Consider the following 17,294-nt stretch of genomic DNA (forward strand, 5'->3'; position numbering starts at 1 on the left):
TGTCTTGAACGTCCGTTTCGTCACGACCAAGGGTGATCTGATCACCGCGCAAGCCGGGCAAGGCGCACGCCTGCTAGAGGTGGCGCAGGCTGCCGGGATGCCCCTGGAAGGAACGTGTGAAGGCCAGATGGCCTGCTCCACCTGCCACGTGATCGTATCGCCCGACTGGTTCGAGAAACTTTCCCCGGCTTCTGCGGATGAAGAGGACATGCTGGACCTGGCGGCGGGTGTCACGCGCACCAGTCGCCTAGCATGCCAGATCGAATTGTCGGGTGAGCTTGATGGTTTGACGGTGAAGATCCCCACCATCGCGCGCGATATGCAGTTCGGTTGACAGGACGGGCGGGGTAGATCGTCCCGGGCCGGGCCCGGGACGATACCGGATCACGCGGTTACGGGCGCGTTCACTGCCTCGATCAAAGCCTTGCTGAATGCCGGAATGTCATCCGGCTTGCGGCTGGTGATGAACTGGCCATCGATCGCCACTTCCTGATCCACCACGTTCGCGCCGGCGTTGCGCAGATCGGTGCGGATCGAGGGCCAGCTGGTGATGGTCTTGCCTTTCACTACATCGGCTTCGACCAGCATCCAGGGCCCATGGCAGATCGCGGCGACGGGTTTGCCGCTATCGGCAAAGTCTTTCACCAGCGACACGGCCTTCTCTTCCATCCGCAGCTTATCCGGATTGATCTGCCCACCCGGCAGCAGCAGCGCGTCATAATCGGCGGCGTTCACCTGATCGAGCGTCTTGTCCACCTTCACGCTATCGCCCCAGTCGGTCATGTCCCAGCCCTTGATCTCGCCGTCGTTGGGGCTGGCGACTGTGGTTTCGATGCCGGCGTCTTCCAGCGCCTGCTTCGGCTTGGTCAATTCCGACTGCTCGAAGCCGTCGGTTGCGAGGATGAGGACCTTTTTAGCCATGTTCGTAATCTCCTGCTTATGTGCGTGCTGGGAGAATGAACGGCGCAAAACTTCTGTTCCGGGAGTTCCGCTCGGCTCACGGCGTTGCTAGGGCGTTCCAGCAATGGTGAGCAAGTCCGACGATAAAGATCCCTTCGACGCCATCGTCGATGCGCCGTTCGATGCGGCGTTATCCGAACGCTATCTGGTCTATGCGCTGTCCACCATCACGGCGCGTTCGCTGCCGGACCTGCGCGATGGGCTGAAGCCGGTGCATCGGCGGTTGTTGTGGGCCATGCGCCAGCTGAAGCTCGATCCGGGGCAGGCCTATAAGAAGAGCGCCCGTGTGGTGGGCGACGTCATCGGCAAGTACCACCCGCACGGCGACGCCTCCGTCTATGATGCGATGGTGCGCCTGGCGCAGGACTTTTCGCTGCGCTATCCGCTGGTTCAGGGCCAGGGCAATTTCGGCAATATCGATGGCGATAACGCCGCTGCCTATCGCTACACCGAAGCGCGCCTGACCAAGACCGCGATCCAGCTGATGGCCGGGTTGGACGAAGGCACGGTCAAGTACATCCCCACCTACAACGGCGAGGATGAGGAGCCGGAGATCTTCCCCGGCATCTTCCCCAATCTTCTGGCGAACGGGGCCACCGGCATCGCGGTGGGCATGGCAACGTCGATCCCCAGCCACAACGTGGCCGAGATCATCGATGCCACCTTGCTGCTGATCGAGCGGCCCGAAGCCACGCATGCAGACCTGATGCAGGTGTTCAAGGGGCCCGATTTCGCGACCGGCGGCTTGGTGGTGGATAGCCCCGAGCTGATCTCATCGGCCTATGAAAGCGGCAAGGGCGCGTTCCGCGTGCGCGGGCGCTTCTCCGCCGGACGCGTGGGAGATGGCTGGGAACCGACCGGGATCGAGAAGTTGGGCAGCGGCCAGTGGCAGCTCATCATCAGCGAAATTCCTTACATGTTGCCCAAGGCCAAGCTGATCGAGCAGATCGCCAACCTGATCGGCGACCGCAAGCTGCCGATCCTGGAAGATGTGCGCGATGAAAGCGACGAGGCGATCCGCATCGTCCTCGTGCCCAAGAGCCGCAACGTCGATCCCGAATTGCTGAAGGAAAGCCTGTACCGGCTGACCGACATGGAAACCCGCTTCACGCTGAACCTCAACGTGCTGGACGCGCATCGCACGCCCGGAGTGATGGGCCTGAAGCTGCTGTTGCAGGAGTGGGTGTACAGCCAGATCGACATCCTGCTGCGCCGTACCCGGCATCGGCTGGAAAAGATCGCCGCGCGGTTGGAACTGGTCGCCGGCTACATCATCGCCTACCTCAATCTCGATCGGATCATCGAGATCATCCGCACGGAGGATGAGCCCAAGCCGGTGATGATGGCGGAGTTCGAGCTGACAGACCGTCAGGCCGAGGCGATCTTGAACATGCGGCTGCGCTCGTTGCGCAAGCTGGAGGAGATGGAGCTTCGGCGGGAGCATGAGGACCTGCTGAAGGAGCAGGGCGAATTGCAAGCCCTGTTGGACAGCCCGGCCCGTCAGCGCACGCGCCTTAAGCGCGACTTGGCCAATCTGCGCAAGGATTATGCCGAGGACACCGCACTCGGCCGTCGCCGCACCACGATCGCCCAGGCAACGCCGACGGTGGCGTTCAGCATGGATGCCATGATCGAGAAGGAGCCGGTCACCGTGGTTCTCTCGCAGCGGGGATGGATCAGGGCCGCACGCGGGCATGTGGCGCTGGATAGCGATTTCAAGTTCAAGGAAGGCGATGGGCCGGCCTTTGCGCTCCACGCGCAGACGACTGACAAGCTGCTGATCGCGGCGGACAACGGCCGGTTCTACACCTTGGGCGCTGATAAGCTGCCGGGGGCGCGCGGCTTTGGCGAACCGGTCCGCACGATGCTGGACATCGATCCCGATGCGCACGTCGTGGCACTGCTGGTGCATCGGCCCAAGGGACAGCTGCTGCTCGCCTCCAACCTGGGGCGCGGCTTCGCGGCGGAGACGGACGAGCTGCTCGCCGATACCCGGCGCGGCAAGGCGGTGATGAGCACCAAGCCCGGCGTGCGCCTAGCGCTCGTGCGGGAAATCCCAAGCGCCCATGATCACGTTGCGGTGGTGGGGGATAACCGCAAGCTGTTGGTCTTCAGCCTGGAAGAGCTGCCGATCATGGCGAAGGGCCAAGGCGTCACCCTGCAGCGCTATCGCGATGGCGGCATGTCTGACGCGGTGACGTTGAAGCTGGAAGACGGCCTTTCCTGGACCATGGGTGGCGACAGCGGGCGGACCCGGGTCGAGAAGGACCTCATGCCCTGGAAGGTCGCACGTGGCGCAGCCGGTCGATTGCCGCCTCAGGGCTTCCCCAGGGATAACAAGTTCTAGGCCGGGCGGCGGGCTGTGCCGGTTGAGGTGGCCGGGATTGGTGGACTGCGGCCGTCCGCTTTCGGGTGTGAAGCACGGATAGCTGACCTTCATGTCAGTCAACGCAGGCATATGCATCTGCCAGCTTTCCGCCCTCAACCCTTCCGTAGCAGCCAAAAGTGCTGCTTTCAGCCTCGCACTTTCCTGCAACAGGGGTGCCGATGCTGATCGAACCTGCGTGCTCAGGGGCATCGCTCAAGCACTGACCGAGACAATCGGCCTTCGCGCTGCACGCCTTGCCTGCATCTCCATAAGATACTTGGCAGATCGGCGAGCCGAATGGTGCTCGACTCTCGCGCCCGCCTCGACCGAGACAAACGCTCACCTCCTCTTTGGACAGGGTGGGTCGCCGGTTCAGATCGCACCCGGACAGTAACACAATACCGGTGGCAGCGACGAGCGAGAGACGGCTGGCGTGGTTCATTGTATGAGCATGCGCAGACGGCTGAACGTCCGCAATCAGTATCGCACAGAGCGGCTCAGAATGGCGCGGTCTGGGCGTTAGTTACCAGTCCCCAGTCTCGTCGTCCCGGGCTTGACCCGGGACCCCGCTTCGTTCTTCGGCGGTTGCAAGGTAGAGGGCCCCCGGATCAAGTCCGGGGTGACGGAAATGTGACCTTTGGGTGGAAATGGACGCCCGATCACTCGCCCAACCTAGCCATCGCAGCCCTCGTCAACGATACTAGCTGTTCTCATCCTGCGGATGGTGAGGCACCAGGATCAGCGTGCGGCCCTCCACGCGCCAGCTGGCCAGGCGAGAAAGCAGGTTCATGCCGATCACGTTGGCATCGCCCAGCCCCGGGGCGACCACGGCATCCAGATCGCGCGCGACGACGCTACCAAAGCGCAGCTCGTCGATCGAGGTCAGCTGGGCCTGCACGGTGCCATTGGCGGTGCGCATCATGATCGCTTGCGGAAAAGGTTTCTCCTTCAGTTGCGCCGCCTCGGCCAGGGCGGGGGAGATCGCCGTCAGGGTCGCGCCGGTGTCGATGAGGAAGCGGCTGGGCACGCCGTTGATCGTGGCGCGCAGCCAGAAGTGGCCATCGCGGTCCATCGCCACGCGCGTCTCACCGCCCTGAACCGATTGCTCCGGCATGCCGATCTGCGGCAGCGCCAAATCGTTTCCACTGGTAAAGCGCGTCACCTGGGCGATCGTCAGCAGCAATGCCGCGACGAGGCCGAGGTTGCCCACGCCGCGCACGAAGCCGCCCAGAACCGGCGAGGCGCCGCGCAGTACGCCGCCCACCGCGGTCACGAATATCGACACGAAGGCCAATGTCAGCAGCGGCTGCTGCGTCAGGAATTGTATCAGTCCGGGGAAGTCCACCCAAGGTTCCTAGCAAGGGCAAGCTGACTGCTTGCTGATCATCCCGAAGTAGTAAGTCAGGGACGATTTTGCAGCGGCTGTGGCGCAACCTCGTCCAACATCGCCAGCACCCGCTCGCGAGGGGGGAAGCCCTCCGCGATCCATCGGTCTTCCAAGGCGCGTAAGGTTCGGGCGACTTGCGGCCCGGCGTCGATCCCGTGCGCGACGATCTCCCCGCCCTTCAGGGGAAAGACCGGAACCTCCCAGTTGTCCAGCGGTGCGATCGACTGTCCCGCGAGGAGCAGCCGATCCAGTGCCTCACTCGGCCCCAGCCGATAGGCCAGCGCGCGCGCATCATCCGGCTCGTCGGAACGGGCGGCGGCCAGCGCCAGACGCTTTTTCTGCGCCGAAGAGAGGCGAAATCGAGAGGCGATATGTTCGGCCAGCGACCGATCGGGCGGCAGCAGCGCGGCCAGACGACGCAGGGGATCAGGCGCAACGCCTTGGGTCTGCTCCTGAACCACCAGGTCGGCCAAAGTCTCGGGCTGGGCTTCGGGAAGGATCTGAGACAGCACGCCAAGCTCGGCCATGCGAGCGATAGTGGGCGCGGGCTGCGGCAGGCCAAGGAGGTTCATCATCTCCATCCCGATCCGCTCCCGCGAAAGACCTTTCAGCGTAGAGGCCAGTTCGGCGCAGGCTTCTTCCGCTTCGGCATCAGCGGGTTCGCTGCCGAACCGCGCCTGAAAGCGGAAATAGCGCAGGATCCGCAAGTGATCCTCCCGGATGCGCTGGCGGGCATCGCCGATGAAGCGCACTCGCCGCGCCGCCAGATCATCCAGTCCGCCGAACCAGTCCGAAATCGCCAGCGTCACCGGATCGACGTAGAGCGCGTTGATCGTGAAGTCGCGCCGGGCGGCATCCTCGCGCCAGTCGGTGGCGAAGGCGACGGTGGCGCGGCGGCCATCGGTGGAGACGTCATGCCGCAAGGTGGTGATCTCTACCGGCCCGCCCGCCAGCAGCGCCGTGACGGTGCCATGCTCGATCCCCGTGGGGATGTTGCGGATACCGGCCTGATCGAGGCGCGCGATCACCTCGGCCGGAGGGAGCGGCGTCGCCACGTCGATGTCCTTTACCAGCAGGCCCAGCAGCGTATCGCGCACTGCCCCGCCGACGTAGCGGCCATTGCCATCGCCCAGCGCCGCGAACAGGGCGCGCAGATCCTCTCGCCGGGTCCAGTCGACGGACGGAAGCTCAGCCATGCCAGCGCAGCCTTTGCGACAGGTTGTGAACGATCGCGGCGGTGACGCCCCAGATGGCGTGGCCCTGCCAGTCGATTTCGATGAAGGGATGCACCTTGCCGCCCACCTCGATGGTTTTCTGTACCTGGTTTTCGCGGTCCAGCACGAAGTCGACCGGAGCTTCGAACCATTGGGCCACTTCGGCGGGGTTTGGCACGATCTCAAGATCGGGCGGGATCACGGCCAGGACCGGCGTGATCTCGTAGCCGGTGCCGGTGCGATAGATGTCCGTGGTGCCGATCACGCGCACATCGCGTGGGGCGATGCCCAGCTCTTCCCAGGCTTCTCGCAAGGCGGCTTCCACGGCGGTTTCACCCGGATCGAGCCGACCACCCGGAAAGGCGATTTGTCCTGGATGAGCGCGCATTGTCGAGGGGCGGTGGAGGAACAGGAAGCCGGGGCGCTCTCGCTCCGTCATCGCCATCAGCACCGCCGCCGGGCGAAAACTGTCGAACTTGGTGATGCGCGGATCGGTCCAGATATGCGGCTCGCCATCCACCTGCCCCTGATGGAACAGCGCCGAAACCCTGTCGAACAGATCGCTCATGCCGGAAGAAGCGGGAAGCTCTGCCCCTGGCTGGATACGGACGTGCCATCGCCCGCCAGCGCGATTTCCGCCAACTGCGCCCAGGTGCTGCGGTTGAGGCGCGCTTCGGTGCCGTGGCGCACGCTCAGATAGATCGCGGGATTGTCGGCGTCGCCACGTACGTGGATCGGATGGTCCGGGCCGGCGATCACGAGATCATCGGTGTTCAGGCGAAACGCCAGGGCGTCCCCATCCTGCCGCACGTCCACCGCGATGAACGCGGCGTCCTCCACCGCGATCGACAGCTTCTGAACCGGGGTGACCAGCCAATGCTGTCCCTCCGGATCACGGGTGAGCAGTGAAGCGAAGGCGCGGACCATGGCCGGGCGGCGGATTTCCCCACCCTGGTGGAACCAGCGGCCATCCGCGGCGATGCGCATCTCGCTATCGCCCTGGTCTGCTGGAGACCAACTGTCGAGCGGCGGCAGCTTGCGCGATTCCACCAGCTCGGCGATCTGGGCGAGGGACAAAGTGGCGAGTTCGGGGGGCGGTTCGTAGGGCATGGCTTTCGCGATGCCAGATAGGAGCGCGCGCAACAATGGCGAGAGGGGGCGAGAGGGGCGGAGAGGGCTTTTCCTCCGCCGCCCGGTTTATCGCGTCCAGGGCCCCAGCGTGCCGGCTCCGGGAAGCACGGCGGGATTGTCACACCGAACCAGCAGGCGGTGCGCCTCGAACGGGCCGGGCAGTTCCCAGCCGGACGTATGATCGGCAACGAAGCCCCACTCGCCGTAATATTCCGCGTCCCCGATCATCACTTGCGGCAGCGGCGCGCGCGAATCGATGCCGGAAAGGCTGGCGGTGACCAGCGCCTTGCCAAAACCTTCACCTTGCTTTTCGGGCAGGACGGCGACGGGGCCGACCATGATCATGGGATGCGGCCGCCCGTCCGGCGCGGTCAGCGCCACGGGCCAGCACTGGATCGTGCCCACCAGCATCTCGCGCTTGTCCAGCGCCGCGAAGCTGAGCGCGGGAAGCCAGTCCATACCGTCACGCACCTTATAAGCGGTGCGCGCGTGTCGGCCCGGCTCGAAGGCGCGGTCGAGCAGTTCCTCGACGAGGGCGGGGTCGACATTGTCGAGCGGGATGATCGCGGCTTCGGACATGGCCGCGCGCCGATAGGGGCGGGGGGCGAAAATGTCGACCTTAATCGCGCTTTCTATCGTGCGTCGACAGGCGTCAGGCGCAGGAGCCGGCCAGCGCCGCTCTCCTTGCCGTCCTCCAGCACCCAAAGCGACCCATCGGGCGCCTGCGCGAGATCGCGGATGCGGTGCGGCATGGGCGTACGCGCTACTTCGCGCGCCTTTTCCCCCTCGATCGCCACGCGCACCAGGACATTGGGCTTCATCCCGCCGACCAGCGCCTGGCCGCGCCACTGCGGAAACATCGTCCCGGTGTAGAACATGAAGTTGCCTGGCGCGATCACGGGGTTCCAGCTGATCGCGGGCGCGGCCAGGTCCGGGCGCGTGGAATGACGGGGTATCGCGCGCCCGTCATAGTGATCGCCGTTGGAGACAAGAGGCCAGCCATAATTCTGGCCCGGCTTGATGATGTTCAACTCGTCACCGCCCGCAGGCCCATGTTCCATGTCCCACAGGCGCCCCTGGGGATCGAAAGCGAGGCCCAGCAGATTGCGGTGGCCATAGCTCCAGATCTGGTCGGACGGCGCGCCGCGGTTCGCGAAAGGGTTTCCGGCGGCGGGAGTGCCATCAAGGTTGAGGCGAAGCACTTTGCCCAGGTTGCCGGTCAGGTCCTGAGCCGGGGTGAATTTCTGACGCTCACCCGAGCTGACGAACAGGTACTTGCCATCCGGCGAAAAGGCGATGCGATGCGAATAGTGCCCCTGGCCGGTGACCTTCGGGGTTTGCCGCCAGATCACTTTCAGCCCATTCAACTGGCACGAGAGCGGCGTGGCGCAAGCGAGTGCGCCCCGGCCAACCACCGCCCCGCGCGTGTCACCATCTCCGGCCTCTGCCCAGCTGAGATAGATCGTGCGGCCATCCAAAGTCTTGCCGGACCCGGCTTGGCCGGGCGCGAATACGACATCGCCCAAGCCGCCTTGTCCGCCATAGGCGACCTTGGGGAGGCCAGAGACGGTCCCGATCTTGCCATCGGGCGTGCGGAACTTCATGGTGCCGCCACGCTCCGTCACCAACAGGATGCCCGTGCCTTGATCGAACTCCATCGCCCAAGGCTCTTTGAACTGGGCAAGGACTTGGGTGCGCAATCCGTCCTTCACGCTCGCCTCACTGCCGTCGCGCTTTTCCCCCGGTGCGGCGCCGGCGCAGCTTGCGACTGCGACGGCGAGGGGCGATAACAGGGCGAGCAGGCGAACGGAGCCACCGAAGTCGATCATGCCGTTAATAACGCATTCTCCCCAACCTGTTCCCGCGCAACCTTTTGAAACAATCTGCGACTACGTGATCGGCGTCGATGAAGCCGGTCGCGGGCCATTGGCAGGGCCGGTGGTGGCCGCCGCCGTGGTGCTGTGCAAGCCGCGCCCATCGGGGCTGGACGATTCCAAGAAGCTGACGCGCGAACGCCGCGCCGTGCTGGAAGCCACGATCAAGCGCCGCTGCCAGTGGGCCGTGGGCGTGGTGGACGTGGAGGACATCGATCGCCTCAACATTTTTGGTGCGACGATGCTGGCGATGACGCTGGCGGTGCAGGGCTTGTGCGAGAAGCTGGGCTCATCCCCGCGCGAAGTGCTGATCGACGGGAATTTGACGCCCGCCGGTCGGCGCCCCGAATGGTGCTGGCAAGCACGCCCGATCGTGGGCGGCGATGCAATCGAGCCTTGTATCTCCGCAGCCTCGATCATTGCCAAGGAACATCGCGATCGCCTGATGCGTGATTTGGCCGCGGCCCACCCACATTACGGTTGGGATCGCAACGCGGGTTACGGCACGCCGCAGCATCTGGCCGCCTTGCGAGCCCATGGGGCGACCCCACATCACCGTCGCAGCTTCGCCCCCGTCGCGCAGCTCAGCCTTCAATTGGAGCCCACGGTGTGACCGATTTTACGCAAGCGAATGTGCCGGACCAAGCCGGGAAATGCATGGTCGTGACCGGGGCGAACACGGGGATCGGTTTTGCCGCCGCCAAAGTGCTGGCAGAGCGCGGCGCGCGTGTCCTGCTGGCTTGTCGGGACGAAGACAAGGCCCGCGCGGCCATGGTCCGCATCCGCGACAATGTGCCCAGGGCCGACCTGGGATTCGTGAAGCTGGACCAGTCTGACCTCGACAGCGTGAAGGCAGCCGCAGAGGTGATCGCGCGCGAGCCGCGGGTCGATGTGCTGCTCAACAATGCCGGGGTCATGCTGCCACCCTTGCAGCGCACGGCGCAGGGGCATGAGCTGCAGTTCGGCGTCAACCATCTGGCCTGCCACGCGCTTTCCCTGCTGCTGGTGAACAAACTGGCCGAGACGCCAGGCTCCCGCGTGGTGGTCACCTCCAGCGTGGCGCACAAGCGGGGCCGGATCGACTGGGTCGATCTCGACGCCCACCAATCATACAACCGCTCCGATCGCTATGCGGCCAGCAAACTGATGAACCTGGTGTTTGCCTTTGAGCTGGACCGCCGGCTGCGAGCGGCCTCCATTCCGGTGCGCGCCATCGCCTGCCATCCCGGGGTCGCGGCCACGGAATTGTCGCGGCATCTGCCGGTGGTGCTGCGCGGCTTATGGCCCCTGGCGGGTGTGTTCCTCAACGATGCCGAGCAAGGCGCGTGGCCCGCTTTGCAAGGCGCCACCTGGCCCGACGCGCAGGGCGGCGATTATTACGGCCCGCAGCAGCGGTTCGAAATGGCGGGACCGTCAGGCCCGGCAAAGGCGACGGTTGTGGCTCGCGATCCGGAGACTGCGCGACGGCTTTGGGACGTTTCGGAGAAGCTGACCGGCGTCGATCTAACCCTCTGAGCAGACTCGATAAGCGCTCTCAGACGCCCACTCCCGCCAAGCGACTCGCCTAATTTTGGCGAGTCGCCTCTTGACGCGGACTCCAGAAAGACTCACCCTAGGCGCTGACGGGTGCGATGGAGCAGGCATGGGGCAGTTACTCACCAAGGAGCGGATCAGGGCCAGGGCACCAGCGCCCGTGCCCAAGGAACTGCTGCCGCTAGGCCAGATTCTGGATGGTGACTGCATCGCGGCGATGCGGTCCTTGCCCGATGCGTCGATCGACATGATCTTTGCCGATCCGCCTTATAACCTGCAGCTCGGCGGTGATCTTTCGCGCCCGGACGGCAGCCATGTCGACGCGGTGACCGATCACTGGGACAAGTTTGACAGCTTCGCCACCTACGATGCCTTCACCCGCGCCTGGCTGGCCGAGGCACGCCGTATCCTCAAGCCGGACGGTTCGCTGTGGGTGATCGGATCATACCACAACATCTTCCGCGTCGGCGCGAGCCTTCAGGACGCGGGGTTCTGGATCCTGAACGACATCGTCTGGCGCAAGGCCAATCCCATGCCCAACTTCAAGGGCACGCGCTTTACCAACGCGCACGAAACGCTGATCTGGGCGTCGATGGGCGAGAAGGCGAAGTACACCTTCAACTATACCGCGATGAAGACCCTGAACGACGAGTTGCAGATGCGCTCTGACTGGGTGCTGCCGATCTGCGGCGGGCAGGAACGGCTGCGAAAAGGCGGGCACAAGGTGCATCCGACGCAAAAGCCGGAATCGCTGCTGTATCGCGTGATGCTGGCCACCACCAAGAAGGGCGACGTGGTGCTCGATCCCTTCTTTGGCACCGGCACCACCGGCGCGGTCGCCAAGCGGCTCGGACGGGAGTGGATCGGCTGCGAACGCGAAGGCCTCTATCGTGACGCCGCGCTGGAGCGGATCGAGGCGGCGCTGCCGCTGGACGAAAGCGCGCTGAAGATCATGCAAAGCAAGCGCGCCGCGCCCAAGGTGGCGTTCGGCACGCTGGTGGAGACAGGCTGGATCGCGCCCGGCACAGTGCTGACCGACAAGAAGCGCCGATTCTCGGCCTCGGTGCGCGCGGATGGTTCGCTGCTGAACGGCACGCTGACCGGCTCGATCCATAGCGTCGGCGCTGGGGTGCAGGGTGCACCTTCCTGCAATGGCTGGACGTTCTGGCATCTGGAGCATCAGGGCGGGTGGAAGCCGCTGGACGCCATTCGCCAGCTCTATCTGCTTTCCACCGAACCGTGATCGCTTCGTGAGCCGGGTCTATATCCGCCCGATCGCCCTGGTCGACAGTCCGCAGACCGAACATGGCGAGGCAGTGCGGCTTGGCGGATCGCTGGTGTGGGCCAGCCGCTTCGCATTGATCGTGCGGGACGGTGCACGGGTGGTCAGCCGGGAGCGCGTGGCTGCGGCTGACATGCCAGAGGCGCTTGCCCGGTTGCCGGATCACCTGGCCCCACAAGCCGAAGCGCAGTGGTCGGCCTTGCGTAAGGTTCATGCGCCGCTGGTGCTGGGTTCGCGCACGGTCCGGCTGGATCAGCCCCACGTGATGGGCATCCTCAACGTCACGCCTGACAGCTTCTCGGACGGGGGAGAGTTTCTGGATAATCCGCAGGTCGCTGCCGAGCATGGCGCGGCGATGCTGGAGGCTGGGGCGGCGATCATCGATGTCGGTGGGGAGTCCACTAGGCCTGGCGCGGCGGCGGTATGGGAGGGTGATGAGATCAAGCGCGTGGTGCCCACTGTCCAGAGCCTGGCGGGCATGGGCGCGGCGATCAGCGTGGACACCCGCCGCCCCGCGGTGATGGAAGCGGCGCTGGCGGCGGGCGCGCACCTGATCAACGATGTCTCTGCCTTGCGCCACGATCCCCGCAGCTTGTCGTTCGCCGCCGCTGCCGCAGTGCCCGTAGTCCTGATGCATGCTCCGGGCGAGGGCGAGGATCTTCACGCCGGGGCGGACTACGCCGACGTGGTGCTGGACGTGTTCGACTGGCTGGCCGATCGCCGGGACGCGGCGATCGCCGCCGGCATCGCGCCGGAGCGGATCATCCTCGATCCCGGCATCGGCTTCGGCAAAACGATCGCCAGCAACTTGGCGCTGATGAATGCGCTGCCCCTGTTCCACGCCTTGGGCCACCCGCTACTGATAGGGGCAAGCCGCAAGCGCATGATCGGCGCGCTTTCGAACGAGGCTTCGGCCCGGCAACGGCTGGGCGGCTCGCTGACCCTGGCGCTCAAGGCGTTGGATGCCGGCGTGCATCTGCTGCGCGTGCATGATGTGTTCGAGACGGTGCAGGCCATCCGGGTCTGGCGCGGATTGCGGGATGCGGCGCTGACGGACTTTGTGCAACTGCCTTGAGGCCCTGCGCTAAGGAAGATCGGCGCGTCTAGAGCGTAAGAGCCACCTCCGTTCGTATCGAGCGAAGTCGAGACACGAGTTCTCGCATTGACGCGCCTCGATTTCACCCGAAACGAACGGGTGAGGGCATCACTTTACCTAAACCCCCGATGAAGCTTCGATTTCCCGCGCATGAACAGCCTCAACCTATCCATTCGGAGGCCCGGCTGATCGACTTCTCGGGAGGGATTTGCCGCCTGCGCCGTTTGTCCCTTCAAGCGCCGGGTCCGAACGCCCGGCAGCATCGTGAAGGAGATCGACCATGAACAAGAACACCATGCTCGCCGCTCTGGCTCTGGTTGCCGTGCCGACGACGGCGTTCGCGTTGCCTGTGATGTACGAGGAAGCCGTGGCCCATCGGGAAGAGGCACGCATCCTGCGCTCACCGATCGGCGGGATCCAGAACAGCCGCTGGTTCGATTACCGCACAAATGTCAACGAAACCCGCAAAGAGCTTGCCAGCGATCTGCGTCATGCCAGCGATACGGAAGACAAGCGCGACGCATGGGACGAATACGGCAGCGAACTGCGTCATGAGCGTATCACCTACGTAGAGCACATGGCCAAGAAAGGTTACCGTGCGCCGGAGGTTTACGTCGGAGATTGAACGAGGCAGGCGGGCCTGGGAAACCGGGCCCGCCTTTTCATGCGGCTCCGTCATGCGGCGTTATCGATGCCCAGCTCGCTGAGCTTGCGATACAGCGTCGATCGGCCGATTCCCAGCCGCCGCGCCACTTCAGTCATCCGGCCGCGATACAGGCCGATCGCCAGCCGGATCACGTCCGCCTCGATCTCGTCCAATGGACGAAGGTTTCCATCCGCTGTGTAGAGCATGACGCCCGAATGGTTTGGTATCGGTGTGGATGGCGCTGTGGATTGGCTGGGGCCAACGATGTTGAGAAGCTGTGGAAAATCTTCCCCCGTCAATGCATCCCCATCACAGAACACCGCCGCGCGAAACAGCACCGCTTGCAATTGGCGGACGTTGCCCGGCCAGTCGTACGCCGCCAGCAAAGACAGCGCGCCATCGGTGATGCCTAGCGAGCGGAGGCCAGGCTGCTCGCCGATCTTGGCGAGGAAGTGGCGGCACAATGCGGGAATATCGCCGATCCGCTCCCGCAGGGGGGCCAGAGTCACCGTGACTTGTGAAAGCGCTTCGTAAAGCTCGGGCAGGAACAGCCCTTCGTCCACCAGCTCTTTCAGCGGCACATTGCTGGCCGCGATCAGGCGGACGTCGATCCGGAAGCTGTGGCGCACCCCGATCGGGCGGACGTCGCCGCGCCGGACCGATTCCAGCAGCCGCTCCTGCACCACCAGGGGCAGGCGGTCGATCTCGTCGAGGGCCAGCGTGGCACCGTCGCAATGCTGCAGCGCCCCGACTTGCCGATCGAAGGCGCCGGGAAAAGCGCCTTTCTCATGTCCGAACAGCACCGATTCGATCGCGTTGGTGGGCGTGCCGCCGATGTTGACGATGCGCAGCGGCATCTTTGCGCGGGGCGAGGCGGCGTGCATCGCACGGATCAGCATCTCCTTGCCCGCGCCGCTTTCTCCCTCGATCAGGACCGGGCCATGGCCACGTGCGGCTTTTGCCGCGACGGCCAGCGCCTTGCGGAAGGTGGGCGCGGCGCCGATCATCGATTCGAAGTCCGGCGTGGAGGGCATCTTCTCCGTCAGCGGTGCCAGTTCGTCGCGCGGGGCTTCATGAGTGGTGGCCACGCGCAAGGCCTGCATCAGCCGATCGGGAGCGACGGGCTTGATCAGATAGTCCGTCGCACCCGAACGCATCGCCTCCACTGCCAGCAATGGCGAGGTGCTGGCAGTCAACATCAGGATCGGCAGGGCAGGGCGGCGGCTTTTCAGTTCCGCGATCAGGGTGCAGGCATCGTCCCCCGGAACCCACTGGTCGAGGATGATCGCGTTCAGTTGCATGCCCTGGCGCGTACCCAGCATCGCGATCGCGGTTTCGGCATCGCGAGCGACGATCGTGCGCCAACCCTCGCGCGAGGCGAGCGCCGTTATGAGGCGGCACTGGGCCGGCTCATCATCGATCAGCATCAGAAGGCGCGGTTCGAACTCGGACATCGGTAGGTTGCGGTTTCGCCCTCGCCCTGGATCTGCAATCACCCCCTGCTAAGCGACGCGGGTAAAAACCCGATTAAGCGCAATGACTTTTACTGCCCGCATCGGTTTATCGCCGTCACGGGTGATCTGGGCAGGCAGTGGGACTTGAGCGAACCGGCCCCGCTCGCTAGGGACGGCGGGAATCTGGTTTATTCGAGCAAGAGGGACACCGATCCATGGCTTCCGGTAATGACATGAAGTCCGCCAACAACACGTATGACGGCTTCATCACGCTGGTGAAGGTTGGCACCGTGGCTTCGGTGATCGTCGCCGCGTTTGTGGTGATGCTGATCGCTTCCTGATTGAATATGCTGCCCGCCGCGATACCGGTGGCGCAGTAGGTAGGATCGAAGGCCCGGGTGGCGCGCGCCGCGTCACCGGGTTACGCACACCGCGTCAGCAACGGATCAAGGAAACCCAGTGCGCAAGATCGGCCTGATCGGCGGCCTCACCTGGTATTCGACCAAGACGTACTACGAGCACATCCAGCGCGGGGTGCAGGCGCGGCTTGGCAAGCAGGCCAGCGCGTCGATGGTGATCGACAGTCTTGATTCGTCAAACCTGATGCGCCTGTCCAGCGCCGAGGACTGGAGCCGCGCCGCGGGTGAGCTGGCGGAATCGGCGAAACGTCTGGAAGCCGCCGGCGCTACCGCGATCCTGATCGGCGCGAATTCGATGCACAAGGTGTACGACGATGTCGCCGCGGCGGTGTCCGTGCCGATCCTGCACATCGCCGAATGCGTGGCGGAGCGCATGGTGGAAAAGGGCGTGAAGCGCGCCGCGTTGCTGGGCACGCGCAATGTCATGCTGGAAAGCTTTTACCGCCAGAAGCTGATCGCCCGCGATATCGAACTGCTGCCGCCGGACATGGCGCGGGTCGAGACGCTGGACCGCATCATCTACGACGAACTGATGCTGGGCAAGGCAAGCCGCCAGGCCGAGCGTGAACTGAAATCGATGATCACCGTGCTGGAGCAGGATGGCGCCGAAGCTGTCGTGCTGGGATGCACCGAGCTGGAAATGATCGTGGACGTGGACGCCAATGTCCTGCCAATTTTCGATTGCACCGCGATCCATGCGCAAAGGGCGGTCGAATGGATGTTGTCTTGAATGCCGCGGTGACGGGTTGACCCTCGCCCCCTACGCGACTGACTGGACCCGTTCGCGCGGGCGGGAGTTCGGCCTGGAAAACGCGGGGGCGCGCGGTCCACGCAGTCCTTATCAACGTGATCGTGACCGCATCATCCACTCGATCGCGTTCCGCCGCCTGCGCTACAAGACGCAGGTGTTCATCGCGCCGGATGGTGATCACTACCGCGTTCGCCTGACGCATAGCCTGGAAGTGGCGCAGATCGCCCGGGTGATCGCGCGCACGCTGGGTCTGGATGAGGATCTGACCGAGGCGCTGGCGCTGGCGCATGACATCGGTCACGCGCCCTTCGGCCATGCCGGCGAAGAAGCGCTGCATGGCGCTCTCTACGATCAGGGCGGCTTCGATCACAACGCGCAGACGCTGCGCACGCTGATGCGGATCGAATCTCCGTATTGCGAACATGATGGTTTGAACCTGACTTGGGAGACGCTGGAGGGCCTGGCCAAGCACAACGGCCCGGTCGCCAATCCAGGTTGGGCCCTGGCGGAACTGGACGCCGCCTACCCGATGCACCTGGGCACCTGGCCCTCACTCGAAGCCCAGATCGCCGCGCTGTCCGACGATATCGCATACGACAACCACGATATCGACGATGGCCTGCGGGCCGGGTTCCTGGATCTGGAAGAGCTGCTGGCCCATCCCTTCGTCGCCGATCACTGGCGCGAGGTGGAGCGTCGCTATCCCACAGCGCCGCTCAATCGCCAGGTGGCAGAACTGATCCGCAGCCAGATCGGCTTCATGGTCAACGATCTGATTGGTGAAACCACGCGTCGTCTGCAGGGAATCACCCGTGAGGAAGACATACGCGACGCGAGTGGACCGATCGGCGCTTTCTCGCCCGAACTGGCGCAGCAGGAACGCACGTTCAAGCGCTTCATGTACGACAAGCTCTATTACCACCCTGAGCAGATCGAGACCGCGCGAAGGGCCAAGGCCGTGGTGGCCGAACTGTTCAGCGCCTACGCGCAGCAGCCGGTGTTGATGGACGAAGAGTGGATTGACGGGTTGCCGCGTCATGAGCCGGAACGCAGCCGCCATATCGCCGATTATATCGCCGGCATGACCGATCGTTTCGCCATTGCCCGGCACGCGGACATCTATGGCGTCACGCCCGAGGGCCTTCGCAACGTGTAAAGCTAAAGCGTGAGGCGAAAGCG

17 protein-coding genes and 1 pseudogene are annotated in these 17,294 nt (G+C 64.5%); 10 read left to right on the forward strand and 8 right to left on the reverse strand.

Going from position 1 to position 17,294, the window contains the following annotated elements; all coding sequences use genetic code 11:
• Positions 1–4: 4 nt before the first annotated feature.
• The gene (locus GGR39_RS12260; protein ID WP_183617417.1) at positions 5–334 is read left to right on the forward strand and encodes a 2Fe-2S iron-sulfur cluster-binding protein; all 330 of its coding nucleotides are present in this window, start codon (positions 5–7) and stop codon (positions 332–334) included.
• Between the two features lie 50 nt (positions 335–384).
• Here the strand turns inward: GGR39_RS12260 and GGR39_RS12265 are convergent, their stop codons facing one another.
• On the reverse strand, positions 385–921 hold the full coding sequence (locus tag GGR39_RS12265; protein WP_183617418.1) for a type 1 glutamine amidotransferase domain-containing protein: 537 nt from the start codon (positions 919–921) through the stop codon (positions 385–387).
• Positions 922–1,024: 103 nt separating this feature from the next.
• Between GGR39_RS12265 and parC the strand changes: the two genes are divergently transcribed.
• The gene (parC, locus tag GGR39_RS12270; protein WP_183617419.1) at positions 1,025–3,307 is read left to right on the forward strand and encodes a DNA topoisomerase IV subunit A; all 2,283 of its coding nucleotides are present in this window, start codon (positions 1,025–1,027) and stop codon (positions 3,305–3,307) included.
• A 721-nt stretch (positions 3,308–4,028) separates the two neighbouring features.
• Here parC and GGR39_RS12275 read toward each other — a convergent pair.
• The 6 genes from GGR39_RS12275 to GGR39_RS12300 form a co-directional block, all read right to left on the reverse strand.
• Positions 4,029–4,673, reverse strand: coding sequence for a TIGR02281 family clan AA aspartic protease (locus GGR39_RS12275; protein ID WP_183617420.1), 645 nt, complete (start codon positions 4,671–4,673; stop codon positions 4,029–4,031).
• A 56-nt stretch (positions 4,674–4,729) separates the two neighbouring features.
• Positions 4,730–5,911, reverse strand: a complete 1,182-nt coding sequence (locus tag GGR39_RS12280; protein WP_183617421.1) for a CCA tRNA nucleotidyltransferase — start codon at positions 5,909–5,911, stop codon at positions 4,730–4,732.
• Entirely contained in the window at positions 5,904–6,497 is a 594-nt protein-coding gene (locus GGR39_RS12285) for an NUDIX hydrolase (RefSeq protein ID WP_183617422.1), read from the reverse strand. The genes GGR39_RS12280 and GGR39_RS12285 overlap by 8 nt, the downstream gene beginning before the upstream one ends.
• Positions 6,494–7,039, reverse strand: a complete 546-nt coding sequence (locus GGR39_RS12290) for a DUF1285 domain-containing protein (protein WP_183617423.1) — start codon at positions 7,037–7,039, stop codon at positions 6,494–6,496. The genes GGR39_RS12285 and GGR39_RS12290 overlap by 4 nt, the downstream gene beginning before the upstream one ends.
• Positions 7,040–7,126: 87 nt before the next feature.
• Complete coding sequence (locus tag GGR39_RS12295; RefSeq protein WP_058737972.1) at positions 7,127–7,639, reverse strand: GNAT family N-acetyltransferase; 513 nt, start codon at positions 7,637–7,639, stop codon at positions 7,127–7,129.
• Positions 7,640–7,692: 53 nt separating this feature from the next.
• A complete protein-coding gene (locus tag GGR39_RS12300) occupies positions 7,693–8,889 on the reverse strand; it encodes a PQQ-dependent sugar dehydrogenase (RefSeq protein WP_183617424.1) in 1,197 nt (398 codons plus the stop codon).
• Between the two features lie 64 nt (positions 8,890–8,953).
• Here GGR39_RS12300 and GGR39_RS12305 point away from each other — a divergent pair, with 64 nt between their 5' ends.
• The 5 genes from GGR39_RS12305 (at position 8,954) to GGR39_RS12325 (ending at position 13,470) form a co-directional block, all read left to right on the forward strand.
• On the forward strand, positions 8,954–9,547 hold the full coding sequence (locus GGR39_RS12305) for a ribonuclease HII (RefSeq protein WP_343055878.1): 594 nt from the start codon (positions 8,954–8,956) through the stop codon (positions 9,545–9,547).
• Positions 9,544–10,449 (forward strand): oxidoreductase, encoded by a 906-nt coding sequence (locus GGR39_RS12310; RefSeq protein WP_183617426.1) that lies wholly within the window; start codon positions 9,544–9,546, stop codon positions 10,447–10,449. The genes GGR39_RS12305 and GGR39_RS12310 overlap by 4 nt, the downstream gene beginning before the upstream one ends.
• Positions 10,450–10,576: 127 nt before the next feature.
• On the forward strand, positions 10,577–11,710 hold the full coding sequence (locus GGR39_RS12315) for a site-specific DNA-methyltransferase (RefSeq protein ID WP_183617427.1): 1,134 nt from the start codon (positions 10,577–10,579) through the stop codon (positions 11,708–11,710).
• 7 nt (positions 11,711–11,717) lie between these two features.
• On the forward strand, positions 11,718–12,824 hold the full coding sequence (gene folP, locus GGR39_RS12320; protein WP_343055879.1) for a dihydropteroate synthase: 1,107 nt from the start codon (positions 11,718–11,720) through the stop codon (positions 12,822–12,824).
• A gap of 301 nt (positions 12,825–13,125) precedes the next feature.
• Positions 13,126–13,470, forward strand: coding sequence for a hypothetical protein (locus GGR39_RS12325; protein ID WP_183617429.1), 345 nt, complete (start codon positions 13,126–13,128; stop codon positions 13,468–13,470).
• A gap of 50 nt (positions 13,471–13,520) precedes the next feature.
• Here the strand turns inward: GGR39_RS12325 and GGR39_RS12330 are convergent, their stop codons facing one another.
• Entirely contained in the window at positions 13,521–14,945 is a 1,425-nt protein-coding gene (locus GGR39_RS12330) for a sigma-54-dependent transcriptional regulator (RefSeq protein WP_183617430.1), read from the reverse strand.
• Positions 14,946–15,157: 212 nt separating this feature from the next.
• On the opposite strand from GGR39_RS12330, the pseudogene GGR39_RS12335 reads away from it, so the two are divergent.
• The 3 genes and pseudogenes from GGR39_RS12335 to GGR39_RS12345 all read left to right on the forward strand — a co-directional run.
• Positions 15,158–15,286: pseudogene (locus tag GGR39_RS12335) on the forward strand (aa3-type cytochrome c oxidase subunit IV); the annotation flags it as partial.
• A 118-nt stretch (positions 15,287–15,404) separates the two neighbouring features.
• Positions 15,405–16,094: an aspartate/glutamate racemase family protein gene (locus tag GGR39_RS12340; protein ID WP_058737964.1), complete on the forward strand. Its 690-nt coding sequence runs from the start codon at positions 15,405–15,407 to the stop codon at positions 16,092–16,094.
• 16 nt (positions 16,095–16,110) lie between these two features.
• The gene (locus tag GGR39_RS12345; protein WP_183617431.1) at positions 16,111–17,271 is read left to right on the forward strand and encodes a deoxyguanosinetriphosphate triphosphohydrolase; all 1,161 of its coding nucleotides are present in this window, start codon (positions 16,111–16,113) and stop codon (positions 17,269–17,271) included.
• Positions 17,272–17,294: the final 23 nt, after the last annotated feature.

Source organism: Novosphingobium fluoreni, from assembly GCF_014196615.1.
Taxonomy (GTDB): Bacteria; Pseudomonadota; Alphaproteobacteria; order Sphingomonadales; family Sphingomonadaceae; genus Novosphingobium; species Novosphingobium fluoreni.

Coding starts and splice junctions, on each gene's coding strand:
- GGR39_RS12265 (WP_183617418.1), bottom strand. CDS start 921: ATGGCTAAAAAGGTCCTCATCCTCGCAACCGACGGCTTCGAGCAGTCG.
- parC (WP_183617419.1), top strand. CDS start 1,025: ATGGTGAGCAAGTCCGACGATAAAGATCCCTTCGACGCCATCGTCGAT.
- GGR39_RS12280 (WP_183617421.1), bottom strand. CDS start 5,911: ATGGCTGAGCTTCCGTCCGTCGACTGGACCCGGCGAGAGGATCTGCGC.
- GGR39_RS12285 (WP_183617422.1), bottom strand. CDS start 6,497: ATGAGCGATCTGTTCGACAGGGTTTCGGCGCTGTTCCATCAGGGGCAG.
- GGR39_RS12290 (WP_183617423.1), bottom strand. CDS start 7,039: ATGCCCTACGAACCGCCCCCCGAACTCGCCACTTTGTCCCTCGCCCAG.
- GGR39_RS12295 (WP_058737972.1), bottom strand. CDS start 7,639: ATGTCCGAAGCCGCGATCATCCCGCTCGACAATGTCGACCCCGCCCTC.
- GGR39_RS12300 (WP_183617424.1), bottom strand. CDS start 8,889: ATGATCGACTTCGGTGGCTCCGTTCGCCTGCTCGCCCTGTTATCGCCC.
- GGR39_RS12315 (WP_183617427.1), top strand. CDS start 10,577: ATGGGGCAGTTACTCACCAAGGAGCGGATCAGGGCCAGGGCACCAGCG.
- GGR39_RS12325 (WP_183617429.1), top strand. CDS start 13,126: ATGAACAAGAACACCATGCTCGCCGCTCTGGCTCTGGTTGCCGTGCCG.
- GGR39_RS12330 (WP_183617430.1), bottom strand. CDS start 14,945: ATGTCCGAGTTCGAACCGCGCCTTCTGATGCTGATCGATGATGAGCCG.